Here is a 22830-nt window from a genome sequence, read left to right as displayed (position 1 = left end):
TGCAACAGCTACTTACTTAAAATTACATTAAAATTTAGTAAATTTTATTAATATAATATCACAAAAAATTTACTAAATTTATTATTTTTTTTCATTTTAATTATCTTTTTTATAAGCATATTATAGGTAAAAAATCAATATATTTTAATTTTTAATTTGTTCAAATTTATTACTTAAAATACAAAGTTTATTAAAATTCATCTTAATATATACTTTTATTTATTATTTAAGATAAATAACTAGTTTTTTTTAATTAATTATCTATATTATTATAAAAAAATTCAATAATGTATTTTTATCAATGTGGATTATTAAGGAAATTAATACTATTATTGTATTGTAAACATATACATAAACAAAGGAGGAATATTAATGAACGATACATTGTTAAATTTAATAACAAGCAAAGATGAAAATTGGGATAAGAGATGGAAATATAACTGTGCTATTTTTATAATAAGTTATATTTTTATGGGTGCAGTAACAGGAATAACAAATGATTCTTTCGTTTCCTACTTAAACATCACTGTTCCAGATGTAGTTAAAGCCCTTCCAGCTTATGCATCAATAGCAACATTTGCCATAGCCATTATATTATTATTTACAAGTAAAATTGGTTATAAAAAAATAGCTATTGGATCACCAATAATTTTATTATTAGGATTATTTGCATGTATATATAGTAAAAATCCAACAATCATATTAATTGCTAATATTCTTATAAATATAGGTGCTGCAATGTATGATTGTATATACCCTTTAATGTTTACATCATATACTCCTATAGAAGAACGAACATCTATGTTCTCAAGAGTAATGTACTGTAATTTAATTAGCCAATCTATATTAACATTTTTTAATGGTAAAATAGTTGTTTGGAAATTTAGTAAAAATTTAAAAATTTCCTATGATCAAGCAGCTCTTTTATCTGAACATCAAAACGAATTAAATCCTATGCAATTATCAGCTTATACTTCATCATATAAATTTGTTTTATGGATAGCAGTTATTTTAACAATTATTTCTTTATTCTTTTTATTCTTCTTAAAAGAACAAGTTCAAGACTATCAAGAAACAGAAGCAGAAATTTCTGAAAGAAAATCTAAGAAAAAGTTTGACTTTAAACTATTTGCAAATAAATATGTCATTATGTGGGTAGTTATATTTAGTATTATAAGATTTGGTGCTTTACTTGTAACTCCTTATTTCCCAATTTATTTAAATGATTTTCTACATATTAGTAGAGGTGTTGTTTCAACAATAATAACATTCTCAACAATTGCAATGGTTTTAGGATATTTTTGCACTCCTTGGCTTGAGAAAAAATTAGGAGCAATAGTTACAATAGCAGTAGCTACAATACTATGTGTTCCTATAATGTTTATAATGCCACATGGTGCTATGTTTGGTGCTAACGTTTCTTGGGCAATTGGAATTATTCTATTCTTTAGATCTGGAATTGCAAATGCTTCTGGTCCAATTGAACTTTCTTTACCATTAACATTTGTTCCAAAAAATTTAGTTCCAGCATATAATTCTCTTATTTTAGTTACAAATTCTATAGTTGGAATTTTGACTGGAATATTTGGAAGATATGTTTTATTTACAACTCCTGATGGTTATGGTACAGCTTACTATATAGCAGGTACAGTATATTTATTATGTAGTATAGTATTACTAATATTATTTACTAAAAAATATAACAGACCTGAAAAGGAAGAAGAAGCAAAAACAGAATAGAACTTATAAAAATAACACCCTACAATTTTTTGTAGGGTGTTATTTTTATAAGTTCTATATATTTTCTTTATTTTTTAATTCTAAAAATCTTTTATCAATATATTCTTTATTTCTTTCATATATATTTAATAATGCTTTTGTAAATATTAAATTTGTATTTTTTAAAAATACATAATTAACATTTAGCTCTCTTTTCATAAATATTATTACTCCTAAAATAAATCTTTTAATATTAATTATATTATGATTATTTTTATATTTTGTTACTAATTTAGACTAAAATTTTTTAATAATATAATTATTGAAAATAGAATAAACTTTACTAATAGGAGGTTAAAATGAAAAAAATTGCTATATATTCAAGGAAGTCTAAAGAAACTGATACTGGAGAAAGTATAAAAAATCAAATAAATTTATGTAAAAATTATTTTTCTAACAAATATAGTAATTGTAACTTTGAAATCTTTGTTGATGAAGGATTTAGTGGTGGAAATACTAATAGACCTGCCTTTCAAAATATGATGAAATTCTCTAGACTAAAGAAATTTGATATTATAGGAATTTATAAAATAGATAGAATTGCTAGAAATATAACTGATTTTTTTAATATATACAATGAATTAGAAAAAAATAATATTAAATTAGTAAGTATAACAGAAGGATTTGATGCTACTACTCCTATTGGTAGAATGATGATGACTATTCTTGCAGGTTTTGCTGATATGGAGAGAGAAAATATAAGAGAACGAATTAAAGATAATATGAATGAGCTTGCTAAACTTGGAAGATGGAGCGGTGGTACACCTCCTAGTGGCTATATTAGTGAAAGTAAATATATAAATGGTAAAAAAATTACTTATCTTAAGTTATTAGAGAATAAAAAAGAAATAATAGAAAAAATATTTAAACTTGCAAGTGATAATTTTACAACTTATCAAATAGGTAAAAAACTAAATATAAGTAGTAAAACAATTTCTAATATAATTGCTAATCCAACTTATATTAAATCAGATTTAGAGGCTAAACATTATTTAGAAAATATAGGTTATAAAGTATACGGTGATATTAATGGGAAAGGATTTTTATCTTATGGAAGAAGACCAAAAAGAAATGGTAAGAAATTATATAATTCTCCTGATAAATTTGTATCAGTAAGTGTTCATGAAGGAATCGTTGATTCTCTAACCTGGATAAAAGCAAATGAAAACTTAAAAAAACGAGCCTTAATTGGTAGACCTAGAATATCTAATAATTCTTTTTTAGCTCATTTAGTTACCTGTAAATGTGGTAGTAAAATGTTTTTAACTTATAGTTATACTAAAAAAAATGGGGATAAGTCTTTTTATTTTAAATGTTCTGGTAAAAAAAATAAATCAATAAATTGTAATTCAAGCTCTATTAGAGCCTCTGTTTTGGAAGAAAAAGTTTTAGATGTTTTAATAAAAATCTCTTTAAATAAAAATTTATTAAATAAATATATTAATGTAAATAATAATAATTATAAAAAAGAATTAGCAAATTTAAAAAATAAACTAAAATCAAATAAATCTAAAATAGATTCTTTAACTAATAAAATTTCTATTTTAAATGGAGATGCTTTAAAAATAATTAATAATAAAATTAATAATATATGTGATGAAAATCGTACCATAGATAAAAATATAATGAATTTAGAAAAAAACTTAATGTTAAATAAAAATCAGAACTATTCTTTAGATTATTTTCAAACTAAACTTAAATATATATTAATTATTTTAAATGAACTACCAATAACAGAAAAACAAAATTTTGTAAAAGAAGTAATAAAAGAAATTAAATTTGATGGTAATAACTCAGTTCAAATAATATTTAATGATATAATTTGAACTGGGTTGCAACACCTGACCATCCACCACCAATAATAACTATCCTCATATTAATCTCCTTTCTTCAAATATACTTCTAGGATCTGTTTGAACCTTACAAAACCTTTTAACTTTATGACCTTTATATCTTGCTGTACATGCACCGCATATTCCTTCTCCGCAACACATTTTAAAGTTATTGCAGCATGACAATAAAATATCATTTCTATTTAAACTATCCAAATATTCTATTACCTTTAAAGTTAATATATCAGCTCCAGCTATATGAATATATAAAACTTCATTTTCAATACTTTTATTAATAATATCCTTACATTCTTTTGATAGCTCTCCTTTTTCTAGCATACTTTTAGAAGTATTTTTTACATCATATTTTTCTAAAAACTCATCTAAAAATCCTTTTTTAAGTCCTCCATAATCTACAAAAGTTTCTACACTACACCCTTGTAATATCAACTTGCGCATTACAGGAACCATTGGAGCTATTCCTATTCCTCTTCCTAAAACTAAGCACTTACTTCTATTTTGTTTTTCTATATTTTTTATACCAAAAATTCCATTCCAATATGGTGCTCTTATATAAATTTTATCTCCAATATTAAATTCTAATAATTTTTTAGTTTTTACCCCCCTAATTTCTACTGCTACAGTAATACTATTTTCGGTAATATTTGATTCTAAAACTGAAATAGGCATATCAAAATATTTATCTTCATCGGGACATATAAAAATATAACTTCCAGGCTTAACTAAATCTAATGTTAATTTGTGAACAGTTTTGAATTTCAAAACAATTACACTATTATCATAGTTTTTAATATCTAATATTTTGCAAGGATACTTCTCTCTCCCCTCTTTAGCTTTCATTCCATTATTAAAAAACTCTTGATATATACATACTCCTTTCCAATTTGAACAATCGCAAAAACATTCTCCATGCATCTGAGAACAAATTATACATTCTCCATTTTCTGCTAACTTACAAGGACAAAATTCGCTTCCTGCATCAATACAATCAGTTGCTTCTCTAATCATTTTTTCTCCTAAAAAATTAATCCTTATATTAGAATATTTTTATAAAAGTAAATTGTTCACAATTATAATCAAAATCTTTTATTTAATTTGAAGTATATTTGTTGCATCCTCATTTGTTATATCTTTTAATGACTTTAATGGATGTTCCATCTTCTTTTTATTGTTTTCTTGTATCTTAAAAGCACCAATTACTTCCCCTTCTTTTATATCTATATATGGCTTAAATACATCAATTTCATATTGAGTATTATCTTTAGAAAAAGCATTTGTTATTTTTTCATCCTTTACAATTGAACTTAAAATGTTATTTCCTTCTTTTAACAAAAGATCCCTAGTCATATTAGAACTAAATGCATATTTATCTTTTATGTTATTAAATATTTTTTCTGTTTGATTCCACCTATCTGGACAATTTAAAACAACAATTATTATATCTTTTCCTTTATAATTTATAGAGGAAATTAAGCATTTTCCAGCTCCTCCTGTATATCCAGTCTTTACTCCATTAGCTCCAGGTATTTTCCAAAGTATTTTATTTATATTATTATAATCTCTTGTAAAATTATATTTTTCCTTTTTTATTTCTTTACTCCCAACTATTTCTCTAAATAAATCATATTTCATTGCTTTAGATGTTAAAATAGCTAAATCATATGCTGATGAATAATGATCTTCTTTATCTAATCCATGAGGGGTTTGGAAGTGTGAATCAATTATTCCAATTCCTTTTGCAAAATGATTCATAATTTCTGAAAATCCTTCAACAGACCCTCCTATACCTTCTGCTAATGCTATTGCAGCATCATTTCCTGACCTATACATAAGACCATATAAAAGTTCTTTAATTGTTATTTCTTCATTAACCTTATATCCTACTTTAGATCCCCTAACAGAAGCTGCATTTTTTGAAATAATAATTTTTTTATTTAAATCTCCATTTTCTATTGCTACCAATGCTGTCAAAACTTTAGTAGTACTTGCCATAGGTACAACTTCAAAAGCATTTTGCTCAAAAAGTATTTGTCCGCTATCCCCTTCTATTGCAATAGCATTTCTAGCTGAAACCCTAAATTTATTATTTGAAGCAAAAGCTTTAATAGTTGACATATTAAATATTAAACAAACTATAGGTATAAACATTAAGTAATGTTTAAATTTTCTCATAAAATCACCTCAATATTATTTTGCAATAAATTCTTTTTAATATACCATTTCATTATGTAGTATATTTTTCCTTATTCTTGGTAATAATATCATTAAAGGGAGGATAGAAATGAACTTATTTTTGTTATTAATTATTGTAATTATAATTTTTTTAGTTCCAATTCCTATTAAAATTAGTATTTTCTATTCTGATAAAGATTATTATATAAAATTATATAAATACAAAATAATTTCAAAATTAAATGGAGAAAAAAAACATAAAGTTTTAAATAAACTTAAAAATATAATTAATGATATAGATAAAAAATCATTAAACGAAACTTTAAAAAATTATTATTTATCAAAGGATTTATTTAAAATCTTAATTAGAAATTTAAATAAGTCTAAGTTTAAACCAACAATAAAACTAAATGGATTTTTAAATTACTCATTAGGGGATTCCTATAATACAGCAATTTTTTATGGTGTTATAGCTTCTATTTCCCCATTTATTTATAAAATATTAATCGTATTTTTTAATGTAAAGAAATCTAAATTTTCACTAAATCCTATATTTAAAGATACAAAAATATTAACATTTAATTATAAAAGTATAATCTTTATTTCATTGGGGCAAATTATTTATATATTAATGCTATTTATAAAATCAATTTTAAAAGCCAAGGAGGTGTCCCTTTTAAGGGAAATTTATGACTAGAGAACATCCAATTGAAAATTTAATGAAAAGCACTATGGAAAGTATAAGAGATATGGTTGATGTAAATACTATTATTGGCGATGCTGTTGAAACAAGAGATGGAACATATATTATTCCTATATCAAAAGTATCCTTTGGATTTGCATCTGGAGGAAGTGAGTTTGACTCTGAAAATAAATTTTCTAATAATTCAGATGAAACTTCTTATCCTTTTGGTGGAGGTTCTGGAGCTGGAGTCTCTGTTAAACCAGTAGCTTTTCTTGTGGTTAGAGAAAATTCAGTTAGACTTTTACCAGTAGAACAAAATACAACTTATGATAGAATTGTTGATACAGTTCCTCAAATAATTGAAATATTAAAAGATGCATTTAATAGTACTATGGGAGATAAAGAATGTAAAAATGGTAAACATAGTTTCGAAAATAGTACTTCCAATAAAATAGATGATAGTTACTTTACATCAAATTGTAATGGCCATGACATAAAGTAACTAAAAAGAAGGCATTGCTATACATTTTATATAGCAATGCCTTTTAACTGTTAGTAGTATCTAATACAACCTCATTTTCTTCTGTTTCTTCCTGAAATAAATCTAAAGAAGGTAACTCATCAAGGCCAGATAAGCCAAACTGCCTTAAAAATTCATCTGTTGTTCCATAAAGAATAGGTCTTCCAGGAACTTCAAGTCTACCAACTTCACAAATAAGCTCTCTTTCTATTAATTTTTGAATTGCACTATCAGATTTAACCCCTCTTATTTCATCAATATCAACTCTTGTAATAGGTTGCTTATAACATATTATTGCAAGACTTTCTAATGAGGCTTGACTTAATGATTGTCTTCTATTTTTCTTTAATAATTTCTGAATATAGTCACTATATTCTCTTTTAGTTACTAATTGATATGAACCATTTAATGTAATAAGTTTTATACCTCTATTTGATACTTCATAATCTAACATCATTTCTCCCAAAATTTCTTCTGCATATTTTGGAGTTATTTCTAAATTAATAGCTATATCTCTTAAAGAGAGTGGTTCTCCAGTTACAAATAGTACTGCTTCAATTGCAGCTTTTAAAGATTCCTTATTAGAATAGTCCATATTTTTGAATTTATCTATATTAGTCATTTCCATCTTCATCACACCTTTTAATAATAATATCACTAAAATTTTCTGTTTGGTAAACTTTAACTTCTCTTTGTTTTATAAGTTCAAGTAAAGCCAAAAATGTTACAACACACTCAAGTTTACACTCACATTCTTTCATGATGTTATTAAATTGTTGTATTTTGCAATCTTTAATTTTTTCAAGTAAATAATCATATTTATCTTCAACTTTATAAAGGTCAACTCTTATATTTTTCTGTATTACATTGCCCTTATTTTGTTTATTAATATAATTTTCTAGTATTTTGTTATATATATTATAAAGGTCAACTAATGTAATATTTTTAAATATGTCATCATTATTGACTTTACTTTCTTTTTCTTCTTCAATTATTTCTGGTTTTTTTGAATAAGTACTACCTATTCCCAAAGATATTGATTTAAAATATTCTGTAGATGCTTTAATTTTTTTATATAAAATAAGTTTTTCAACAAGTTTTTTTTCTATATCCTCTTCACTTTCTTCTAAAACCTTAGTTTTAGGTAAAAGGCTTTTTGACTTTATTTCTATTAGTGTAGCTGCAATTACTATAAATTCTGATGTTATTTCAAGATCCATTTCTTTCATAGTATCTAAATATTCTAAATACTGATTTGTTATTTTATATATTTCTATATTGTATATATTCATTTTATTCTTTTTAATAAGATGTAAAAGTAAGTCAAAGGGACCCTCAAAATTAGATACTTTTATCTTAGGTAATTCCATTTTCATCCCACCTTTCAACGCTAAAACAACATTTTAATTATACACTAAATAATGTAGTTTTTAAATTAAATTTTAAGGGAACCATACAATTTGTATGATTCCCTTATATTTTTATTATTTATTTTCTTTATTAAAAATATGTTTAACTTTAAACTTAATTTTTTCAAATACATTATCTTTTTTTATATCCCTATCAGTATATATATCAACTTCACCTAATTTTTCTTTTCCCATATATACTTCACATTTACCTACAATATCTCCGCTATTATATTTATTTTTTATTTCTTTAATATTAATTTTATTTTCAATTTTTCCATTTTGGCCTTTTTCTAAAATTATATTTAAATTATCTTTAGCTTTTGCAATAAAATACTTATCAGTATTTTCACCCATATAAACTTTACTTATTTCCTCATCTTTTGATAATACCTTCTTACTTTCAAATTTAGAAAAACCATGGTTTAATAATATACTAGCATCTCTATTTCTTATTTTAAAAGTTGGCGCCCCCATAATTACAGTAAGCATTCTAACTCCATTTCTTGTTGCAGTTGCAGATATACAATACTTAGCCTCTTTTGTATAACCTGTTTTTAATCCATCACAACCTTTAAAAAATCTCACAAGTTTATTATGATTTACAAGTTCAATTGGAGATTTTCTTCCTTCTGAAACTGTATCCATATAAGTTCCTGTATATTTTAATATTTTTTCATGTTTTAGTAATTCCATTGACATTAATGCTATATCTTTAGCAGTTGACAAATGTCCTTCAGCTGGAAGACCTGTGCAATTTTTAAAAGTTGTATTTTTCATTCCAAGTTCTTGTGCTCTTTTATTCATTAATTGAACAAAATCTGATTCAGTTCCACCTAAATATTCTGCCATTGCAACTGCTGCATCATTACCTGAAGCAATAGCTATTCCTTTAAGGATTTCCTCAACAGTTCTAACTTCTCCTGTATCTAAAAGCATAGTGCTTCCGCCCATTTTCTTTGCATTTTCACTACAGGTTATTTTGTCATTAAGTTTTATTTTTCCATTATCTACAGCTTCAATCGCTAGTAACATTGTCATAATTTTAGTTACAGAAGCTGGTGCAAACTTTTCATCTGAATTTTTTTCATATATTATTTTACCTGTTTTAGGTTCCATAAGTAGAGCTGATTTAGCTTCTATTTGATTTTCATTCTTATCTTCTCCTTTTGCAAAAACTTGAATAGATGACAATGGTAACATGAAAACTAATAAAGTCATACTTATTATTTTAACTAATTTTCTATAAATTTTTTTCATAATAATTATCCTCCTCTCAAAATTAGTATTACCATTTATAGAAAATATAACTCTGCTTATTTATTTCATAATATGTATTAAAAAGCCAATTTTAATTTTATATATATAATCTAATTTATAATAAAATATATTATTTTAATTTAATAAAAAAAATAAGCTACACATTAACAAATGTATAGCTTATTTTTATATTTCTTATTTTATAATATCATATATTAAAGGTAAATCTTTTCCCTTTGATTCTTCTATTATTATATTTTCAAGTAAATCTTTCTTTGCTTTTTCTGCTTTGTCTAAATCATTTGCATAAACATAAGCAATAACATCGCCTTTTTCTACTTTATCTCCACGCTTTTTAGTAAGTTTCATTCCTACTGCTAAATCAATAGTACTTTCTTTAGTTGCTCTACCAGCACCAAGTTCCATAGCAATAAGTCCTAGCTTCTCAGCATGTATTTTATTAATGTACCCTTCTTTTTCAGATTTAACTTCTATAATATGTTTAGCTGTAGGGAATTTTTCATAATCATCTACAAAAGATTCATCTCCACCTTGAGCTTTAACAAATTCTTTTAACTTTTGTACAGCCTTTCCATTGTTTATATTTTCAAGTAAAAGTGCTCTTCCTTCTTCTTCATCTTTAACTTTTCCTGAAAGAACAAGCATATTGCTACCTAAAGTTAGTGTTAATTCTAATAAATCTTTAGGTCCATTTCCTTTTAAAAGTTCTATAGCTTCAATAACTTCTAAAGCATTTCCAATTGCAAATCCTAAAGGTTGGTCCATATCTGAAATAACAGCTATTGTTTTTCTTCCAACATTATTGCCAATGTCAACCATTTCCCTTGCTAATTCTTTTGCATCTTCTGGAGTTTTCATAAATGCTCCATCTCCAACTTTTACATCAAGAACTATAGCATCAGAACCTGAAGCAATTTTTTTACTCATTATACTTGAAGCTATAAGTGACATATTATCAACTGTTGCTGTAACATCTCTAAGGGCATATATCTTTTTATCAGCTGGTGCTAAATGTCCAGTTTGAGCTGCTAAAGCTATCTTAATATCATTTACATTTTTTATGAAATCTTCCTCTGTAAGTTGAACTGTAAAACCTTTAAAAGCTTCTAATTTATCTATTGTTCCACCAGTATGACCAAGTCCTCTACCTGACATTTTTGCAACTGGAACATCACAACTTGCAACAAGAGGTGCTAAACATATTGATGTTTTATCTCCAACTCCACCTGTTGAATGTTTATCTACCTTTACCCCTTTTATTTTTGAAAGATTTAAAGTGTCTCCTGAATGAACCATAGACATTGTTAAATCAGCAGTTTCCCTTTTATTCATCTTATTAAAGAAGATTGCCATTAAAAGTGCTGAAGCTTGATAATCTGGGATTTCACCCTTTGTATATCCTTGAACAAAGAAATCAATTTCTTCCTTTGTTAATTCTAAGCCCTTCCTCTTTTTTAAGATTATATCATACATTCTCATAGATAAACGCCTCCTTAGTTATCCCATTTATTCAAATAAAATTTTAGAAAAATCTTCTCCATGTAAATCATTTTCAACATCTAAATGAGTTAATATACTCTTTCCTATATCAGAGAAAGTATTTCTAATACCTATATTAACTCCTTTTTTCATTTTTTTATTGTATGCGATTATTGGAATATACTCCCTTGAATGATCTGTACTTTCTGTTGTTGGATCACATCCATGATCTGCTGTAATTATTAATAGATCTTCATCAGTCATTTTTTCTAATATTTCTGGAAGTCTATTATCAAAATCTTCAATTGCTTTTCCATAACCTTCTGGATTATTTCTATGTCCATATAACATATCAAAATCTACTAAATTAGTAAATATTAATCCATTCTTTATTGTATCCATATATTCTAGAGTTTTATCAACTCCATCCATATTTCCTTTTGTATGAACTGCATCTGTAATTCCCTTTTTATTGTATATATCTTCTATTTTACCTACAGCAGCCACACTTAATCCATTTTCCTTTATGTATTCTAGCATAGTTTTTGAAAATGGATCTAAAGCATAATCTCTTCTGTTTGGAGTTCTTGTAAAGTTTCCTACTTCTCCAATAAATGGTCTAGCTATAACTCTACCAACAACATTATCTCCAACTAACATTTTTCTAGCTACTTCACACATTTCATATAATTTATCAAGAGGAATTACATCTTCATGTGCAGCAATTTGGAATACACTATCTGCTGAAGTATATATTATTGGGAATCCTGTTTTAATATGTTCTTCTCCAAGTTCTTCAATTATTGCAGTTCCTGAAGCTACTTTATTTCCAAGTACTCCTTTAACTCCTGCCTTTTCCATAAATTCATCTATAATTTCTTTTGAAAAGCCATCTGGATAAGTATTTAAAGGTGTTTTAAGTACAACTCCTCCTATTTCCCAATGACCTGTAACAGTATCTTTTCCTTTTGATTCTTCTTTAGATTTACCAAAGCCTGCAAGTGGATTTGAAACTTTATCTAATGTTTCTACCCCTTCAATATTTCCAAAACCAAGTTTTTGTAAATTAGGTAAACTTAATCCACCGCATGCTTTATAAGTGTTGTCAAATGTATGACTTCCTACATCTCCATACAAATTTGCATCTTTAAGCTCTCCTACACCTACACTGTCTAATACTACTAATATTGCTCTTTTCATAATTATTCTCCTTTCGAAACTACTTTTTCATCTTTTGTTATATTATATAATTATGCCCTAGGATGAGCATTTTTATAGACTAAATTAATCTTATCGCTATTTATTATTTCATAATAAGTATCCATATAAGTTAATACTTGATTTCCTAAAAGCTTTTGTACAGCTCTAACATTTGCTCCATTTTGAAGCATATGAACAGCAAATGAATGTCTGAATGTATTAAGATTTACATCTTTTTTTATTCCAGCTCTATGAGAGTACTCCTTTACAATTCTCCATATGCCTTGTCTAGTTAATCCTTTACCATTTAAATTAACAAATAAAGTATTAACTCCAGTTTCTGCAACTTCTCCTCTAATTAAAAGATATTCTTCTAATGCTTTTGCTGCACTCCTTCCTATTGGAATTAATCTTTCATAGTGTTTATTATCAGTACATTTTACAAAAGAAAGATCCAAATTCACATCTTCTACATTTAAAGAAATAAGTTCTGAAACTTTCATTCCTGTTGCATACATAAGTTCCAGTAAAGCATTATCTCTTATACCTTTAACTCCATTTTTATCTACAGATTTTATTATTCTATCAACTTCATCTATAGTAAGAATTTGAGGTAATTTTTTGTTAGATTTACTGCTCTTATATTTGATTTTAGGAATATCTATTATTTTCCCTTGATTTTTTAAATATCCATAAAAACTTCTTAAACTTATTACAATACGATTTATTGACCTTTCTGATTTTCCCTCACTTAATAAATTTTTAATATAAGCTGTAATTGATTCACTATCTGCTTTATAAACTTCTATATTTTTAATTTTAAGAAATTTTACAAATAAATTTACATCAGTGACATAAGCATATACAGTGTTTTCACTTTTTTCATTATTTCGTAAGTACTCCTTATAACTCTCAATAATTTCTAACATTATTCTCTCCTACACCATTGCTAATTATTATATTCGACATTTTTATTTAATTTCCTTCTAAGTTTCTTTCTATCTCCTCTTTTTTACATATAAAAATTAGTTACTATAAATTTAATAATAAAAGGAGAAATATATGTTTCTACAACTATTCCTAATACCATTATACATAGCAATATTATTATTATATTAAGTCCCCCTTTATAAAATATTAAATTTTTTATATGAGTTTTCTTTATAAATTTTTCTTTGAATTTTATAGTTGAAATGCTAATGGCTATTATGCTAAGAGCAATAATGCTTGGAATATAAATTATATTTTGTGGTATTAAAGAGCTTAAAGCAATTAATAGTCCCTTTCCATTAAAAGTAGTTAGTAAAAATGTAAATGTATATCCTATTGTAAATCCCTTAATTAAATCTATTATTAATATTATTGGAGCACCAAAAAAAGTGAAACTAAAAATCATTATAGGAAATATTAAAATTATATTTTTTTTAACAACTTCTAATAATAAGATTCCATAGTCTATTGGTTTCTTTCCAATACTATTTATAAAGCTTGTATAATAATTAGTTAAGTCTTGTCTATCTGTAGAATTCATGTACTTTACTGCATAAATACCAAGAACAATTCCAACACAAAAAAATAGTAATACTAATAAATAATATAACTTTTGTCCTTCAAAAGTCTCTCTTACTTTTTTAGCCAAAACATTCATCTTTCTATCCTCCTAAAGTTGTTATAAATAATATTATGATATTAAACTTAAATTTATTCTTATAACCTAAGGGTAAATATGTAAATAAACAAAAAAGAAGCAATTTTTTATAAAAATTGCTTCTTTTTTATTATTCATTTTTAAATTTACAAATACATAAAAGCTGATATAGTTTTTGTATCTATAATTCTACCATCTTTAATCATTTCTTTTATTTCTTTTATTTTGTATGGCTTAACTTCTATAAATTCATCTTCATCTCCACACTTAATTCCTTTATAAAGATTAGTTGCTTTAAATATACGTATTTGCTCATCAGTAAATCCTGCACCTGTTGCTATCGTTCCTAGATATTCTATATTATCTGATTTATATCCAGTTTCTTCTTCTAATTCCCTAGATGCACAAACCTTTGGATCTTCCCCTTTTTCTAGCTTTCCTGCTGGAATCTCAAGTAATACTTTATTTAAAGCTACCCTAAACTGTTCTACAAGTAAAACTGTTTCAGAATCTAAGAAAGCTAATATAGCAGAAGCTCCTGGATGTCTTATAACATCTCTATTCCCTTTATTTCCATCAGGTAATTCTACATCTATACTTACAAATTTAAGAAAATTTCCTTCATACTTAAGTTCTTCATTTAGTATATTTTCTTTTAAATCCATTTACTTTCTCCTTTACAATTTATTATTTATAATAATTGTATTACTTCTTCTAAGATTTGTACATTATAATAAATATAATCATTTAATTGCTTTAAATTATTGTTGATTATCTGAATTAAAAATTCCCTTAAGCCAATTAATAAATCTTGAAAATACTCCTTGATTTTCTTCATCTGTTTTTTTATTGCTATTATTAGCATTGGCATTTTGTTCAATATTTTCATTAGTTCCAGTAACAACTGTATTATTTCCTAATGCTTTATCATTAGTTTGATTTATTATATCATTACTTGAGGTTTCATTACCTTTGTTTTCACTAAATAAATTTTTTATATTTTCCCATAAATTTTGGAAAAAGCCTGAATCTTTAACAGTTTCTCCTGACTTTTTCAATATTTCTTGAATATTATTTCCTACTTCATTTAATGTTTTTTTAACGTCATCATAATTATAATCTTGCTTACCTATATCTACCATTAAATTTTTTAATTCCTTTTCTTGTTCTGGTGTAAGCTTAATATTATAATTATTTGTTACATTATTTATTATATTGTTTACTGCTTCTGGAGTTTTAGCTTTATCTTTTATAACTTCTGTTTTTACATCATTAACAACAGCAGCAGCTTTATTTTTACCTATATTTGAATCTTTTGCTATATTCCCTGTTGTAACTAATTCTTTATTAGCTAATTCTTTTTTTTCAGAATTTAATTTTTTACCAGTTGAATCTTCAAAACCCTTTAATATTCCTGTAAGTGCACCTGTTCCTGAAACTTGAAATGGGGCAGCAGCTATTACATTTGCATCATTTATACCAGCAGTAACTAATGTATTTGAAATCATTGAAGCTGTAACCCATGTTAAATTTGCAGTTTTAACATTTATTCCAGATCCAGCCTTTGTTGGTTGTACATATGCACAGGATATAGTTTTATTTCCAATTTCTGCTGGAGTTGCTATTCCTTTAAGAGCTTCTCTTTCTTCTTTATTATTTATAGTTAATAATTGATATGTTCCTTCTTTAGCATTGAAATATTTAAGCATACTTTCTTTTTGTTGCTCTGTTAAGTTAGCTCCTAATGTTACAACATTAAATTGATCTGCAAAGGCAATCATAGAACTACTAATAGTTATTATTCCTGATAATGCTATTATTCCAGCTAATTTTTTTACTTTCATTTTTGTATCTCCATTTCTAATTATAATAAATACTTTATAGTATATTATAATTAGAAATCCTTAACAAAAGATTAATTTATTATTAAGTATTTTTAATTATATATTTTATTTTTATTTTAATTATTAATAATCATTTAAGAGTATTTTATATAAAAGTATATTTTCTTATATTATATATTAAAATTATGCATTCGTATAAATAAAATAAAAAACACTTACCATATAAATTATTATAAATGGTAAGTGTTTTTTTATTAAAAATTAGTTCTAAATAGCTTATAAATCTATTATTAATTATCATAATAATATAGTATACTTTTTGCAAATTCATCATATTCTTCATCTTTATTTGTATCTAAGTTACTATCTTTATCTCCATAATAATACAATATACTTTTTGCAAACTCATCATATTCTTCATCTTTATTTTCATATATTCCATTTTTTTCACAAAGTATATTTTGATTATAATTCTTATTTAAACCCATATTTAAAGTATTCATATCTTTAAATACATCTCCCTATCATTAGTTATATTACATTTGTTATTATACTACATATAACTAATTCATAAAATATTGGTAAAGTTTTAACTATTCTATTATTAAACCTTAAGTCTATATATAGATCATATACTTTTTAATAATTTTAATATTCTTTTTTAATTATCGCTATTAAAAAGAATTTTATCTATGTTTATATATGATAAGTTTTATTTTATTTAAAATTTTTATTCATAATTTGTTAATATAAAATTTAAACTTTTGCTTAATAAATTTTATAAAATAACATAAATTTAATACTATTGTAGGAATATATGTATTTTTTTTCAACACAATGATAAACTTTTATCAATTATATTTAAAAAAGGATGTATCTTAAAATACATCCTTTTTTAAATATAATCTTTTATATACTCTATATTTTCGTTAATCTCTTTTATTGCTTTATTTATATTTAATTTAATATTATTATAACTTTCAGATATATATATTTTTAATATATCTTCTTTTTTTTCTTCATTATAATTATACATTGTTTTAACAACATATCCATGTATAAAACAATCTTTACCAAAATCTAGTTTAAGTTCCATACCTTCTCTTGTTATTAAATTTAAAATATCTGCTAGCTCCTTTGAATCTTTTTCTAAAAAAGTTTTTTTACCACTCTCGTCAAGAAATGATACCTTCATTAAGTTTACCTCCCAAATACCTTTATATTTTTATATTAAAAAAACATTTATTTAAATTCAAGTGGTATAACAAAATGTTTAAATATAACACAAATGTTTAAATATAATTCAATTGTTTACCTATTAAGTAATGAATTGTAACTATATATTTATATAAATAATTATATAATATTTAATAAAATTTCAATTTTAAACTTTAGCAAACTAAAACAAAATAAAATAAATTGAAAATTGAATATCATAATGTAAATGAATTGAACTTAAAATTTTACTACTGTCATTGAGTTGAAAAAAGATACCTAGAAATTAATCTAAGTATCTTATAGTACATCTTTTAAATTTATATGCAAAGTCCTAAAGTATGATTTCACATTTATTTTTATATTTATCAATTACTTATTGTAAAATATAGTCTGTATATTCATCATGTATTGAAATTTTTGCAATATTGTTTTGAATTTCACCCTGTCTAATTTTCTTTAATTAATTATCCATATCATTTTCTGAGACTTTAATTAATTCATCGTGTCTTGTTTTAATAATTCTTCTCTAGTTATCACCTATATCATCTCATATACTTCCACCCTAAGAAAACAATTACATAAATTTTATAAAATATTTACAGATACCCAGTAAATAAATTAAAAATATTAAATTCTAAAAACTTGGAAGTTGGTAGCAAAATATTCCACCTTGAAGGAAAGCAAAATAAGATGGAGACCTTTAAATAAAAATTATACTAATAATTTTCAAATTTAACTTTTGTAATTTCTACAGATATGCCCTTAGTTCCTTCTGGTGGATTAAGATATACTTGCTTTAACCTTTTACTATGTGGTGCTATACTCATAGCATTTGTATAATCAGAACTTATTACTTTTTTATTTTTATCAAGATAATTTATATTTAATTCTATATAAAAAATTTCTTGATCGGTTGGATTATCAATTTTAAACTCTGCTTGGTTTTTATAAGGATCTTTTATTATCTTTAAATCTGAAATAGCTATTTTTTGTTTAGCCTTAGCTTGTTCTATTTCATCTTTAAAAATAATATTATACACTTCTTGTTTTTCATTTTGATCTTTCCCTGTATATAAATTATTTAATTCTTGTACAGTTTGTTCATAATCATGCGTTGTCTTATAATTTTCTAAATATTTTATACTATCCTGTTTAAAAAATATAATATGTTTAATAACTGAAAATGCTATAAAAATTATAATAACTGCAATTATTCCTATTATAATTTTTTTCTTTTTACTTACTTTCATATATTATTCAACTCCTTATTATTTTTATATAAAGTATAATTTAATTATAAATAAATAAGAAAACATTTACAAGAAAGTCAAAAAAGTGAATTTATAAATATTAGTATCTATCATTTACTTTAATAATCCTTTTAATGTACAATGGTCTATAAAATCTTGAATATATCAGCATAACATCTTTTACTCTTAATTAATGGCATAAAAAAATACCTCCTATCTATCAAGTTTATAAACTCAATAAATAGAAGGTATTTTTTAATCTTTTAAATATTATTTAGTTGCATTTATATAATAATTTTTGAGTGTTTTCAATTATTTATTGGTACAAATAAAATCAACTTTCCCTCAACCAAGCCATTTATGAAACTTTATTTTTAAGACGAAGCTTGTCTGCAATAATTGCTATAAATTCACTATTAGTAGAGAATTGTTATTGTTCAAAACACTACAAACTCCCTATTTAAGTATCTTTTGCCTATATTCTATACTATAAAAAAACTCTATCTTTATTAACATAGATTACTATTATTTATTAACATTATTATATACTTATAAATTTATTTCTTCAATACTTTAAGCACATCTTTTTCTAACTGGTCTTATTAATCTTTCTCCTCTATCCCCTCTTATATATCTCATTTCTAAAGTTTCTCTTTTTATATTAGTAATGTTACTTAATTCAGTTAATGTTAATAATTTATCTTTATATAATACATGAATAGTATTTCTTTTATTATTTTGTTGTTCTGCATTAGTAATCCATCTACAGTTGTTAGGCTCATAATTTCCATTTGGATTTATTCTATCTAATGTTAACCCTTCTTCATATCCATTATTAATTGCCCAATTATAAAATATTTTAACATTATTCTTCCATTCATCACATATCCTTATTTCTCTTGCTCCATAGTCTTTATAATCCTTGTTGCAACAATTATAGCATCTTTGTTTCATCATTCCCCATACTCCATATAATTTTGTATATCTTAATCCATGTTTTTTACTCATTTATATTTCTCCTTTCTTATGCAAAAAATAAGGCTAGGATTTTATTCCTAACCTTTTATCTAACACTCATATTTTCTGTAATAACTTTTATTACTTTATTTATTACTTCTTTATCTCTTTTATCTAACATTCTTTCTAAATCTTCTTTCTTACCTTCATTTAAATTTCCTATATGTAAATCTGATTTTATAGTTATGTTTGGTATATTATTATTAGGAATGTTTAAATTTATTCCATTCAATATATTTTCTGCAACAATTTCAGCAGTCTTTTCTGCAGTAGCTTTTACCATAGCTTCACTGGAATCATGATTATATATTCTTGTACCTTCTGGTAAATCATATAATTCATATCCTCTTTCATGAAGGGTAGTATATCCACCTTTAAACCAAGAGTTACCAGTCCAGTTATGCCCATATTGCCTTCTAGCAAACATATTAGGAGAATTACCTGTTTCTTCCACTGAAAGTGTTTTAGGCTGTGGAAACCATTTATCCCACCAATTAGCAAACTTTTGCCATGCACTCAATACGTTCCCAGTTGTGGTATCAACATCTTGTCCTATATCTTTATTCATGCTTAAAATTTTATCAACAGATTCTTTTCTTGTTGCTTCTGCTGCTTTAATTGTTCCATCTCTTTGTTTTTCAGCTTCTTTAATTAGTTTTTCAGCTTGATCTGCAGTTATTGTTTTACTTTCATCTCTCATTCGTATAACTTCTGCTATTCTTTTGTTGTATTCATCATTTGCTGCCTTAACAGAACCATCTCTAAGCCTATTAAGTTCTTTAATATGTTCACTTGCTTGTTGAGCTGTTATATTGCCATCATAGCTTTTCATTCTTTCAAGTATAACTTTAGATTGAACTTCATTATCACTTAAAGTTTTTATTGCACTTTCTTTCATTTTCTTTTGAATATCACCAATTTCTTTAGCTTCTTTATCTGTTATTTGCCTATGTTCTTCTGATGCTTTAGATATAATCTTATTTATCTTTTCTTGCATTTTATCTACAGTATCTCGCTTTTTATCCCAACTATCCTTAGTTTTCTTTAATATATCTGCTTCTTCTTTAACTGTTAAAGCATTGCTTTTTCCAAAATAATCTTGTAAATCTTTAAGTTGTTCACTTTGTTTTTTCTTAATTCCAAGTTTTATTTTATCTCCCATATCTTTATAAAGCTTTTGTAAAGCCTTAGATTGTTGTTTGGTAATAGCTGTACTCTTATTTAAAGTATCAGTAAAATCTTTTATAAGTTGAAGTTTTTGTTTCTTACTTAATTTCTTAGTTCCATTAACCATTGCTGTATATTGCTTTATAATCTCAGCTTTATTTTTCTTACTTAAATTACCAGTATCACTAACAAGTTTCTTAAAATCAAGTGTCATTTTTTGCCTTTGTTCTTTACTTAATTTGCTAGTTCTTTTACTCATATCAGTAAAGTTTTTAATTATCTTATTCTTAGCATCTTTAGTAAACTTATCAGAATTCATTCTCAAATCCATAAGTGAATTACTAGCTTTTTTATCTAAATCTAAATAAGATTTTACAGCCTTTTTAGTTGCTTCACTTATTTTAACAGTTGTTCTTCCTACAACAGCCTGGACTTCTTGATTTCCATTTTTTATTCTTTTTGTAGCATCAACTGTTTTATCTGCAAATAGATCTACTGCTGGTGTAGCACTTTCGTTTAATTTTTCACTTGCTTTGTAAGCTGCAAATCCAACTGCTCCAAGCCCTGCAACTACTCCAACAACTGGCAAAGCAATTCCTGCTAAAGAAGCTCCTAATCCTCCAGCTGCTACTGTTGTTACTTCTGCTGCTATACCTGCTACTTTACTAGCTGTACTAAATAACCCTAGAACTTCTCCCGCTTTACTTCCAACTTTTATAATTCCACCTATACCCTTAGACAATTTACCTACTCCACTAACAACGGGACCGACTGCCATAGCAGCCATACCAGTTTTTATTATTAAATCCCTAGTTCCTTGATCCATTCCAGCTAAAGATTTTATAATTTCATTTGCTTGATTTATGTAAGGTGTAAATTTAGGTAATAAATCTGTACCTATTGTTGCTCCTAACTCTTTTGTAGATTCTTTAAAAGTTCTACCAGCATTAGCTGCCTGATCTGATGTTCTTGCAAAATCACCTTGTGCATCTTTGGTTACACTCATTACATAGTTATATCTAAGTTGGACTTGTTCTGCCTGGCTCATATCTTGTATCTTTTTATGGATGCCTTTACTTTCTGCAAAACGTTGTAAATTAGTTTGTGTCATTACTATACCAAGACTTTTTAAAGCTTCTGTTTCACCTGTATATACTCCTGTTAATGCTTCATCTGCTCTTTCAATACTTATGTTTTTAAATGAAGCCATATCTGCTGCTAACTGAGTTAATCCTTCAGAATATTTAACAGTTTGTTTAGCATTTAATCCCATTGATACTGACATATCTCCAAATTTACTAGCCATTTCTAAAGCACTAGATTGACACATCCCCATAGATTGTAATGAAGTTTTACTCCAACTTTTAACTGTATCTGCATTATTTTTAAATACAACATCAGTCTTATTTACATTTTCATTTAAATCACTTGCTAATTTAAAACTTGCAGCTGTTGCCATACCAATTGGCATTGTAACTCCAAAAGTTAATTTATTTCCAAGTCCTTCAGCTTTTTCTCCAAACTTAGTAAACCTTTCACTTGTTTCTTCTAATCTCTTTTTAGTGCTTTTAAATCCATCTACATTTTCTAAAGATTTATTAAATTTATCTATTGAACTTTTAGTTTTATTAACTTGATCCTGTGCTTTATTTAAATTAGTTTCATAGTTTTGTATCCTTTTAGCATTATTTTCTATACTTCTATCAGTCTTATCATATTGTTCCTGTAAGTCTTGAAGTTTCTTTTCACTATTTCTTACAGCATCATTATTCTCACCATAAGTTCTCTTTAAGCTATCTAATTTAGCTTGTTCTTGTTCTATAGCTGTCTTTAATTTACTTCTCTCAGATATACTTTTTTCCAAAGTAGAATTAGCTTTATTTATACTACTCTTATATAACTCTACTTTTTTAGTTTGCAAATCCATCTGTTTTTGTAAATTTTCTTGCACTCTACTTACATTTTCTGTAGTCTTACCAAATGCTTCAAGCCCTGATTGAGTAGCTCTTAATGCTGATTGATTGTTTTTTAATTCTGCATTTATTCCTTTTAATGTACTAGAATATCCACTATCATCTAGCACCATTTTGGCAGTAATTCTTTTTTCTGTATTATTACTCATTATTTACCCCCTTTCTTTTTTTAATATCTATAAGAAAGAGATTTGATCTATATATACTTTCTTAGTTTCTTGTTCTTCAATTTCTTTTTTATCATCCAAATTATAGAAAGAGTTAAGCTCATTAATCATATCTACTATTTCTTTAAAAGTAGCATTAAAGAACTCTTCTCTACTATAATTTAGTTG

At 25.3% G+C, this 22830-nt stretch carries 21 protein-coding genes and 1 pseudogene; 4 read left to right on the top strand and 18 right to left on the bottom strand.

Going from position 1 to position 22830, the window contains the following annotated elements; translation table 11 throughout:
- Positions 1-372: 372 nt before the first annotated feature.
- Positions 373-1740, top strand: coding sequence for an MFS transporter (locus tag J2Z53_RS06950; protein WP_209796724.1), 1368 nt, complete (start codon positions 373-375; stop codon positions 1738-1740).
- A 54-nt stretch (positions 1741-1794) separates the two neighbouring features.
- Here the strand turns inward: J2Z53_RS06950 and J2Z53_RS06945 are convergent, their stop codons facing one another.
- Positions 1795-1938 carry a hypothetical protein gene (locus J2Z53_RS06945; protein ID WP_209796723.1) on the bottom strand — a complete coding sequence of 48 codons (144 nt, stop codon included), beginning with the start codon at positions 1936-1938 and terminating at the stop codon, positions 1795-1797.
- A 140-nt stretch (positions 1939-2078) separates the two neighbouring features.
- Between J2Z53_RS06945 and J2Z53_RS06940 the strand changes: the two genes are divergently transcribed.
- Positions 2079-3605 carry a recombinase family protein gene (locus J2Z53_RS06940; RefSeq protein WP_209796722.1) on the top strand — a complete coding sequence of 509 codons (1527 nt, stop codon included), beginning with the start codon at positions 2079-2081 and terminating at the stop codon, positions 3603-3605.
- A 45-nt stretch (positions 3606-3650) separates the two neighbouring features.
- Here the strand turns inward: J2Z53_RS06940 and J2Z53_RS06935 are convergent, their stop codons facing one another.
- Together J2Z53_RS06935 and J2Z53_RS06930 are read right to left on the bottom strand one after the other, a co-directional pair.
- Complete coding sequence (locus J2Z53_RS06935) at positions 3651-4640, bottom strand: sulfide/dihydroorotate dehydrogenase-like FAD/NAD-binding protein (protein WP_209796721.1); 990 nt, start codon at positions 4638-4640, stop codon at positions 3651-3653.
- Between the two features lie 78 nt (positions 4641-4718).
- Positions 4719-5804: a D-alanyl-D-alanine carboxypeptidase family protein gene (locus tag J2Z53_RS06930; RefSeq protein ID WP_209796720.1), complete on the bottom strand. Its 1086-nt coding sequence runs from the start codon at positions 5802-5804 to the stop codon at positions 4719-4721.
- A gap of 109 nt (positions 5805-5913) precedes the next feature.
- Between J2Z53_RS06930 and J2Z53_RS06925 the strand changes: the two genes are divergently transcribed.
- Together J2Z53_RS06925 and ytfJ are read left to right on the top strand one after the other, a co-directional pair.
- The gene (locus J2Z53_RS06925) at positions 5914-6501 is read left to right on the top strand and encodes a DUF2953 domain-containing protein (RefSeq protein ID WP_209796719.1); all 588 of its coding nucleotides are present in this window, start codon (positions 5914-5916) and stop codon (positions 6499-6501) included.
- Positions 6494-6991 carry a GerW family sporulation protein gene (ytfJ, locus tag J2Z53_RS06920; protein WP_209796718.1) on the top strand — a complete coding sequence of 166 codons (498 nt, stop codon included), beginning with the start codon at positions 6494-6496 and terminating at the stop codon, positions 6989-6991. Before J2Z53_RS06925 ends, ytfJ begins: the two co-directional genes overlap by 8 nt.
- Before the next feature lie 43 nt (positions 6992-7034).
- Here the strand turns inward: ytfJ and scpB are convergent, their stop codons facing one another.
- The 15 genes and pseudogenes from scpB to J2Z53_RS06850 all read right to left on the bottom strand — a co-directional run bounded on the left by scpB (position 7035) and on the right by J2Z53_RS06850 (position 22644).
- Positions 7035-7631, bottom strand: coding sequence for an SMC-Scp complex subunit ScpB (gene scpB / locus J2Z53_RS06915; RefSeq protein WP_209796809.1), 597 nt, complete (start codon positions 7629-7631; stop codon positions 7035-7037).
- Positions 7624-8379 (bottom strand): segregation/condensation protein A, encoded by a 756-nt coding sequence (locus J2Z53_RS06910; protein WP_209796717.1) that lies wholly within the window; start codon positions 8377-8379, stop codon positions 7624-7626. The genes scpB and J2Z53_RS06910 overlap by 8 nt, the downstream gene beginning before the upstream one ends.
- Before the next feature lie 114 nt (positions 8380-8493).
- Entirely contained in the window at positions 8494-9678 is a 1185-nt protein-coding gene (locus J2Z53_RS06905; protein ID WP_209796716.1) for a D-alanyl-D-alanine carboxypeptidase family protein, read from the bottom strand.
- 195 nt (positions 9679-9873) lie between these two features.
- A complete protein-coding gene (locus tag J2Z53_RS06900) occupies positions 9874-11178 on the bottom strand; it encodes a pyrimidine-nucleoside phosphorylase (RefSeq protein ID WP_209796715.1) in 1305 nt (434 codons plus the stop codon).
- Between the two features lie 27 nt (positions 11179-11205).
- A complete protein-coding gene (locus J2Z53_RS06895) occupies positions 11206-12378 on the bottom strand; it encodes a phosphopentomutase (protein ID WP_209796714.1) in 1173 nt (390 codons plus the stop codon).
- A gap of 50 nt (positions 12379-12428) precedes the next feature.
- Positions 12429-13307 (bottom strand): tyrosine-type recombinase/integrase, encoded by an 879-nt coding sequence (locus tag J2Z53_RS06890; protein ID WP_209796713.1) that lies wholly within the window; start codon positions 13305-13307, stop codon positions 12429-12431.
- A gap of 83 nt (positions 13308-13390) precedes the next feature.
- Entirely contained in the window at positions 13391-14026 is a 636-nt protein-coding gene (gene spoIIM / locus J2Z53_RS06885) for a stage II sporulation protein M (protein WP_209796712.1), read from the bottom strand.
- A 146-nt stretch (positions 14027-14172) separates the two neighbouring features.
- On the bottom strand, positions 14173-14691 hold the full coding sequence (locus J2Z53_RS06880; protein WP_209796711.1) for an NUDIX hydrolase: 519 nt from the start codon (positions 14689-14691) through the stop codon (positions 14173-14175).
- A gap of 96 nt (positions 14692-14787) precedes the next feature.
- A complete protein-coding gene (locus J2Z53_RS06875; RefSeq protein WP_209796710.1) occupies positions 14788-15870 on the bottom strand; it encodes a DUF1002 domain-containing protein in 1083 nt (360 codons plus the stop codon).
- Positions 15871-16160: 290 nt separating this feature from the next.
- Positions 16161-16373 carry a hypothetical protein gene (locus J2Z53_RS06870; RefSeq protein WP_209796709.1) on the bottom strand — a complete coding sequence of 71 codons (213 nt, stop codon included), beginning with the start codon at positions 16371-16373 and terminating at the stop codon, positions 16161-16163.
- A gap of 392 nt (positions 16374-16765) precedes the next feature.
- Complete coding sequence (locus tag J2Z53_RS06865) at positions 16766-17065, bottom strand: hypothetical protein (RefSeq protein ID WP_209796708.1); 300 nt, start codon at positions 17063-17065, stop codon at positions 16766-16768.
- 739 nt (positions 17066-17804) lie between these two features.
- Positions 17805-18338, bottom strand: a complete 534-nt coding sequence (locus tag J2Z53_RS06860) for a hypothetical protein (protein WP_209796707.1) — start codon at positions 18336-18338, stop codon at positions 17805-17807.
- A 358-nt stretch (positions 18339-18696) separates the two neighbouring features.
- A pseudogene (locus tag J2Z53_RS12990) lies at positions 18697-18759 on the bottom strand (sporulation initiation factor Spo0A C-terminal domain-containing protein); the annotation flags it as partial.
- A 152-nt stretch (positions 18760-18911) separates the two neighbouring features.
- Complete coding sequence (locus J2Z53_RS06855) at positions 18912-19346, bottom strand: hypothetical protein (protein ID WP_209796706.1); 435 nt, start codon at positions 19344-19346, stop codon at positions 18912-18914.
- A 55-nt stretch (positions 19347-19401) separates the two neighbouring features.
- On the bottom strand, positions 19402-22644 hold the full coding sequence (locus J2Z53_RS06850) for a phage tail tape measure protein (RefSeq protein WP_209796705.1): 3243 nt from the start codon (positions 22642-22644) through the stop codon (positions 19402-19404).
- Positions 22645-22830 lie beyond the last annotated feature (186 nt).

The sequence above is a fragment of the Clostridium moniliforme genome (genome assembly GCF_017873235.1).
GTDB classification, from domain to species: Bacteria; Bacillota; Clostridia; order Clostridiales; family Clostridiaceae; genus Clostridium; species Clostridium moniliforme.
This window is presented reverse-complemented; position numbering and strand designations above follow the sequence as displayed.